This window comes from Streptomyces sp. NPDC047017 (assembly GCF_040644175.1).
Taxonomy (GTDB): domain Bacteria; phylum Actinomycetota; class Actinomycetes; order Streptomycetales; family Streptomycetaceae; genus Streptomyces.
In genome coordinates this window covers 1-7,683 of sequence record NZ_JBEYVW010000044.1, presented here as the reverse complement: position 1 = coordinate 7,683, position 7,683 = coordinate 1, and the positions used below count along the sequence as shown (strand labels likewise).

At 70.1% G+C, this 7,683-nt stretch carries 2 protein-coding genes; both read right to left on the bottom strand.

Annotation, left to right across the window (positions count from 1 at the left end; translation table 11 throughout):
- The coding region (locus ABZ858_RS37045) for an amino acid adenylation domain-containing protein (protein WP_361389380.1) at positions 1-2,532 on the bottom strand (2,532 nt) is incomplete at its 3' end.
- A 15-nt stretch (positions 2,533-2,547) separates the two neighbouring features.
- On the bottom strand, positions 2,548-7,683 hold a 5,136-nt coding region (locus ABZ858_RS37040; RefSeq protein ID WP_361389377.1), incomplete at its 5' end, for an amino acid adenylation domain-containing protein.

Sequence of the window (7,683 nt, the reverse complement as noted above, 5' to 3'; positions counted from 1 at the left end):
CCGCACCACATCCCCGGTCCGATACATCCGCGAACCCGCCACCGTGGCGAACGGATCCGCAACAAACCGCTCCGCCGTCAAACCCGCACGCCCCACATACCCCCGGGCCACACCCGTCCCCGCGATGTACAGCTCACCCGCCACACCCACCGGCACCGGCGACAACGCGGCATCCAGCACATACACCCACGTGTTGTCCATCGGCCGACCGATCGGCACCGAACCACCCACGACCGCACCCACCGGAACCTCGTACTGCGTCGCACACAAGGTGATCTCCGTCGGACCGTACAACACCCGCACCACCGTGCCCGGACACGCCTCCACCACCCTGCGCACCGCCACCGGCGACACCACATCACCACCCGTCAACACCTCACGGACGCCAGAGAAACAGTCCGCGTCCTGTTCGGCGATCACACGGAAGAGCCCGGCGGTCAGGTGTACGGAGGTGATTCGTTCCCTGGTGAGCAGCGCCCTCAGGGCCGCCGAGTCGATCGGCTCCGTCGGGGCGACGACGACCCGGGCCCCGGAGAGCAGGGGAACCCACAGCTCGTAGTCGGAGATGTCGAAGGCGTGTGGTGCGTGGAAGAGGACGCGGTCCTCGGGACCGCTCTTCCAGGACGAGTCACGGGTCAGGTCGACGATGGCTCGGTGTGTGACGGCGACGCCCTTGGGTTCACCCGTGGAGCCTGAGGTGTACATAACGTACGCCAGGCCGTCGGCCTGCACGGCACCGGAGAAGAGGGGTTCCGAGCCGCTCCGGGCCTCGCCGGCGGCTGCCGCAGCACCGTCCACCGCGTGGACGACTGCCGCGCCCGCAAATGTGGCCGCGTCCCCCGGCCGGTCCGTCAGCAGCAGCCGGGCGTGGCAGTCCTCCATGACGGTTCGGCGGCGCTCCGCCGGGTAGCCGTCGTGCAGTGGTACGTAGAACGCGCCGGACTTGAGCACGGCCAGCAGCGCGACCACGAGGTCGGCGGAGCGCTCCATCCAGACCGCGACGGCCTGTTCCGGTCCCGCGCCCATGGCGACGAGTTCGTGGGCCAGGGCGCTCGCCCTGGCGTCCAGCTCGGCGTACGTGAGCTCCGTTCCGCCGCCGGTGAGGGCGACGGCGTCCGGGGTGGCATGCGCCTGCGCCCGGAAGAGGTCGGGCACGGTGGTGTGTGGGGGTCGGACGGTGGCGCCATGGCCCAGGGTGAGGAGCTGCTCCCGTTCGGCCGGCCCGAGCAGGTCGAGGTCACGGATCGCGGTGTCCGGTGCGGTGACGATGGCTTCGAGGAGTCGGACGAGGCGTGCCGCCAGCTGTTCGACGGCCGCCCGGTCGAAGGCGTCCTCGCGGTAGTCGAGGTTGAGGATGAGCTCGCGTCCGGGAAGGACCATGAGGCTCAGCGGATAGTGGGTCGCGTCGTGGCCCGTGACGTCGGCGACCTGGAGGTCCGCACCGAGTTCGGTGGACGCGGCCTCGTCCACCGGGTAGTTCTCGAACACGACCACGGTGTCGAAGAGGTCGGTCCGTCCAGCAGTCTTCTGGATGTCGGCGAGTCCGAGGTGCTGGTGGGGCATCAGACGTGCCTGATCGTCCTGAAGCCGCGCAAGGACCTCGACGACGGACCGCGCCGGGTCGAGTCGTACCCGGACCGGCAGGGTGTTGATGAACAGCCCGACCATGGTCTCGATGCCAGGGAGCTCCGGGGGGCGTCCGGAGACGGTGATGCCGAAGAGCACGTCCTCCGAACCGGTGAGTCGTCCCAGCAGGATGCCCCAGGCTCCCTGCATCAGCGTGTTGAAGGTGAGGTTCCGGGTGCGTGCCAGTTCGGCGAGAGCGCCTGTCAGGCTTTCGTCGACCGTGAAGGTGGCGCGTCGCGGGAAGGATTCGGCCGGGCTCGTGCCCGGGTGGGGTACGAGGCGGGTGGAGTCCTGGAGCCCGTCGAGCGCGGCCGCCCATTCCTCGCGCGCGCTCTCGCCGTTCTGCCGTGCGGTCCAGGCGAGGTAGTCGCGGTACGGGGTGACCGGCGCGAGGCGGGCTTCGCCCCGGCTCCGGTAGAGCCTGAACAGCTCCTGGAACAGGACCGCGTTCGACCATCCGTCGAGCAGGATGTGGTGGTTGGCCCAGACGAACCGGTAGTCGTCCTCGGCCATCCGGACGAGGGTGCACCTGATCAGCGGGGCCTGGCGCAGGTCGAACCGGCGCCCGCGGTCCTCGGCGAGGAGGCGTTCGAGTTCGGCTGCGCGCTGCTCGTGCGGGAGGTGGGTGAGGTCGATGTCCTGCCAGGGGACTTCGACGTCGCGCATCACCAGCTGCACGGGCTGCCCTGTCTTGCGATGCTGTATTCCCACCCGCAGGTTGGCGTGACGGGTCAGCACCTCGTTCACTGCCGTGCGCAGAGCGGGTCCGTCGACCGTGCCGCGCAGGGAGATGACGAGCTGGACGACGTAGGTGTCTGCGGCTTCGTCGTCGAACTGCGCGTGGAAGAGGAGCCCCTCCTGAAGAGGCGACAACGGAAGGACGTCTTCAATTCGCGACCGCTTCATCTCAAATCCTTCCGTTCAGTCTTCGAACTCGGCGAACTCGAACTCGTCGATTTCGTCTTGGCTCAGCCCCAGGAGGGACACGTCGGACGGGGTCAGTCCGCCGATGCTGGGGGAATCGACCAGTGCGGCCATGTCGGCCAGGGCCTGCGTGTACGCGTCGGCGAGCTCCTGGACCTCGTCGGCCGTCGACAGGCGGCCAGGCCAGGCCCAGGTGGTGAGCAGCTCGGGTCCGGAGGTGGTGTCGCGGGCCACGACGTTGACCGTGAGGGTGTGGGTCATGGGCATGTCCGGGTCGGCGCCGCCGCCGACTTCTCCGTCGTCGATGACCGACCAGGGTTGTGGCTCCGTGCCGTTGTGGCCGGTCGGCGCCGGGATGCGTCCCAGGTAGTTGAAGAGGATGTGGGATGCGGGGAGGGCCGCGAGGCGGTCGGCGGCCGCCGGGGTGAGGTACCTGAGCAGGCCGTAGCCGAAGCCGTTGTCCGGGGCTGCCCGCAGCTGCTCCTTCACGTACTTGAGGCCGTCCTCCGCCCCGCGCCCACCACCGACCTCCTGCACGTCCAGGCGGACGGGCGCGACGCTGGTGAACCAGCCCACCGTCCGTGAAACGTCGAGGGCTGGGCTGATCTCCTGTCGCCCGTGGCGCTCCACGTCGACGAGGAACGGCGGCGTGTTTCCGCCGAGCCGTGCCGTGCGACGGTCGACGGCCAGCATGAGGGCTGCGAGCACGACGCTGTCCGGTGCGCAGTTGAAGGCCTCGGGCAGTGTGGTCAGCAGCGGTCCCGCCAGTTCCGCCGGGAGTGTCACGCTGAGGTTCTCGGCGGTGCCCCACGTGTCGCGTGCGGGTTCTGGGGTGGCTTGCAGCGTGCTCAAAGGCGGCTCGGTGTCCGCGGTGAGCCGCTCCCAGAAGGGCAGCTCGACGATCCGCCGCTCTGCTTCGACGGTCGTGTGTTCCGCCCAGCGGCGGAAGGGCGTGTTGACGGGCTGGAGGCTCGGCTGCCGGCCCGCGGCGACGGCCTCCCAGGCGGAGACGAGGTCGGGCACGAGGATGCGCCAGGACACGGCGTCGACGGCGAGGTGGTGGACCGTGACGACCAGGCTGCCGTACGCGTGCGGTCCCGCGTCGAGCCAGACGACGTCCAGCATACGGCCGTTCGCCGGAGCCAGTCGGCTGCCCGCCGCGGCCTCCTGCTCGACCGTCAGCTCCCGGAGCCGCGGCTCCCCCAGCCCTGCGGCCTCGACTCGGGACAGGGCCGATGCGGCGGAGACCGTGCCGGGCGGCAGCACCTCGAGCTGCCAGGTTCCGTCCTGCGCGGCGGCGAGCCGGGCCCTGAGGAGGTCGTGGTGGTCGATGACCGCCTGCAGCGCGGCCGTGAGGTCCTCGCGGCGCAGGCCGCCCGGGGTCACGAGCATGACCGACTGGCTGAACCGGTCGATGACGTCGCTGCGTTCGCAGAGCTGCCGCATGACCGGTGTCAATGGCACCACGCCGGTGCCTGAGCCGGAGTCCGCTGCCGCCTCGGTTCGCCCGTCCACCTCGACCGCGACCGCCGCGAGTCCTTCGACGGTCTTCCGCTCGAACACCTGCCGCGGTGTGACGATCAGCCCTGCCGCGCGCGCCTTTGCGACGAGCTGGATGGAGACAATGCTGTCGCCACCCATCGCGAAGAAACTGTCGTCCGCGGCGACCTCGCCGACCCCGAGGACGTCGGCGAAGACCGCGCACAGTGTGCGCTCCTTGTCGGTGCGGGGAGCACGACCGCCCCCGCCCGCGTAGTCGGGTACGGGCAGTGCCGCCCGGTCGAGCTTGCCCGTCGGCCCGAGGGGAAGGGCGTCGAGCTGCACCAGGGCAGCCGGAACCATGTAGTCGGGCACGGCATCGGCAAGGCGGTCCCGCAGGTCTTCGGGCTCGACGCTTACGCCGGCGTCGGCAACCAGGTAGGCGACGAGCCGTTTGTCGCCCGGCCGGTCCTCGCGGACGATGACCACGGCCAGGGCCACCTCCGGGAACGACTCCAGCACTGCCTCGATCTCACCCGGCTCGATGCGGAAGCCGCGCACCTTGACCTGGTTGTCGGTGCGGCCGGCGAACTCCAGGGTGCCCTCGTGGCTCCACTTCACCCGGTCGCCGGTCCGGTACATGCGCGTACCGGCAGGACCGAACGGGTCGGCCACGAACCGCTCCGCCGACAGGTCGGCGCGGTCGACGTAACCGCGGGCCAAGCCCTCACCGGCGACGTACAGCTCGCCGATCACTCCGCAGGGCACGGGCTGAAGGCCTTCGTCGAGCACATACAGCCGCGTGTTGTCGAGCGGTCGGCCGATCGGGATGGGAGCGTTGTCGTCGATCCCCGCGGGCAGCGCGTGGTGGGCGACGCACAGGGTTGCTTCGGTCGGCCCGTAGCTGTTGGTGAACCGCATGCCGCGGGCGTGGTCCCGCACCTTTCGCACCGCGGAGGGCGAGACCGTGTCACCGCCGACGTAGACGTCGCGGAGCGTGCCGAAGCTTTGGGGGGCGCTCTCGGCCAGGGCCCGGAAGATGCCCTCGTTGAGCAGACCCACGGTGACGCGGGCCGCTGTCATGGTGCGGGCGAGCTCGGGGATGTCCGCGGCCACGGTGCCCGAGGCCACGAGGGTGGCACCACTGAGGAGGCCGCCCCACACCTCGTAGGTGGAGGCGTCGAACGACGGCGACGAGTGGACGAGGACACGGTCCTCGCCCGTGTGCTGCCAGTACCGGTCGAAGACGAGCGCGACGACGTTGCGGTGGGTGATGGCCACGCCCTTGGGCCGCCCGGTGGATCCGGAGGTGAACATCACGTACGCCAGGTCGAGCGGCCGCACCGCCGGCGCCGCATCGGCCGCTGCCGGCGAGCCCGGTGCAGGCAGCTCCTCGACCCGCAGGATGTCGAGACCGTTCTGCAGGTACCGGTTCGGAAGCAGGGCGCGAGTCGTCCGGTCGACCACGACGGCGGTGCTCAGGGAGTCGCCGAGGATCAGCTCCAAGCGGGCGGCGGGGCTCCGCCGGTCCAGGGGCACGTACGCGGCTCCGACCTGCGCGAGGGCGAGGGTCATGGAGATCTGGTCGAGCCAGCTGTCCAGCAGGAGCGCCACGCGATCGCCCCGCCCGATGCCGCGTGCAGCCAGCCCGTGCGCAAGCTGCCGTACGCGCACGCCCAGCTCGGCGTAGGTGAGCTCGGCTCCGCCGCCCACCAGCGCGAGGGCATCGGGCGTGCGCGAGACCTGGGCCTGAAACAGCTCCGGCAGCGTTGCCTCGGGAATCTCGTGAGCCGTGTCGTTCCATTCGACGAGCATCCGCCCTCGCTCGTCCGCGCCGAGGACACAGAGGGTACGGATCGGCTGGTCGGGGTCGCCCGTGACGGTTTCGAACAGCCGGGACAGCCGCTCGGCGAGTTGCTCGACGGTGGTGCGCTCGAACAGGTCGGTGCGGTAGTCCAACTCACCCAGCAGGCCGGCCGGGCTCCCGTCGGGCCCATGTGTCTCGGCGAGGTTGAGGGACAAGTCGAATCGGGCCGCCGGGATGTGCACCGACTCGTCCCGCGTCTGGATTCCGGGCAGGTTGAGGTCGGGTTGCGCATTGTTGTGGAAGGCGAGCATGACTTGGAAGAGCGGGTGGCGAGCCATGGAACGCTCGGGATTGAGGATCTCCACGAGCCGCTCGAACGGCACGTCCTGATGTGCGTACGCGGCGAGGTCGGCCTCCCTGACCCGTTCGAGGACCTGGCGGAACGTCGGGTCGCCCGAGAGGTCGGTTCGCAGGACGAGCGTGTTCACGAAGAACCCGGCGAGGTCGTCGAGGGCGTCGTCGGTACGCCCGGCGATCGGCGTCCCGATCGGGATGTCCTGCCCGCCACCCATCTTCGACAGCAGGACCGTCAGAGCAGCCTGAACGGTCATGAACACACTCGCCCCGCACGACCGGGACAGCTCCACCAGCCGGGCATGCACCTCCGCCGGCACACGGACCTCCACCGAGTCGCCCTCGTGCGAGGCGATCGGGGGGCGCGGGTGGTCGACCGGGAGCTCCAGCTGCTCCGGAAGATCGGCCAAAGCCTTTTTCCAGTAAGCGACCTGGGCGGCGATCACGCTGTCCGGGTCGTCCTCGTCACCGAGGGCCTCTCGCTGCCACAGCGTGTAGTCCGCGTACTGCACCTCAAGCGGCTGCCACTCGGGGGCAGCACCCTGGGAGCGAGCGACGTACGCCTGCGACAGGTCCTTCGCCAGCGGCGCCAACGACCAGCCGTCGGCGGCAATGTGATGAACCACCAAGACCAGAACACATTCGCCGGGGGTGTCGGTGACGTCCAGCACCCTGACCCGCCACGGCAGGTCCCGTTCCAGATCGAAGCCGGCGGTGGCCACCGCTGCCACAGCGGCCGGCAACCCGGCCTCGGAGGCCTGCTCGACGGCGCATTCCGGAACCCCCTCGGCACCTGCCAGGATTTCCTGCCGCGGCTCACCGTCCACCTGCGGGAAAACCGTGCGCAGGCTCTCGTGCCGGCCCGCGACGTCCGCCAGAGCCGCCCGCAGCGCCTCCACGTCCAGCTCACCCGTCAACCGCAGAGCGAGGGGAATGTTGTACGTCGCCGAGACACCCTCGAGCTGGCCGAGGAACCACAGACGGCGCTGCGCGAACGACACCGGCAGGACCTCCGGCCGCATCCGCCGTTCCAGCGGTTTCCGGACCCGGTCACCTTCATCGAGCCGGTCCACCAGCCCGGCGACGGTCGGGGCCTCGAACAGGGACCGGATGCTCACCTCCACCCCGAGAACGGTCCGGATCCGGCTCACCAGCCGCGTCGCCAGCAGCGAGTGCCCGCCGAGATCGAAGAAACCGTCGTCGATCGACACCGACTCCACGCCCAGGACTTCGGCGAACAGACCGCACAGGATCTCCTCCCGCGGCGTCCGCGGTGCCCGCCCAGACGCATCCGAGGTGTATTCGGGAGCCGGCAGGGCGTTGCGGTCCAGCTTGCCGTTCGGCGTCAACGGCAGCGCATCGAGGGTGACGAACGCGGAGGGCACCATGTAGTCCGGTAGCCGGTCCGCCACGTGCCGACGCAGCAGATCAGCCTGCGCCGCTTCACCGGCGGCGGTCACCACGTACGCGGTGAGCCGCTTGTCACCCGGAGT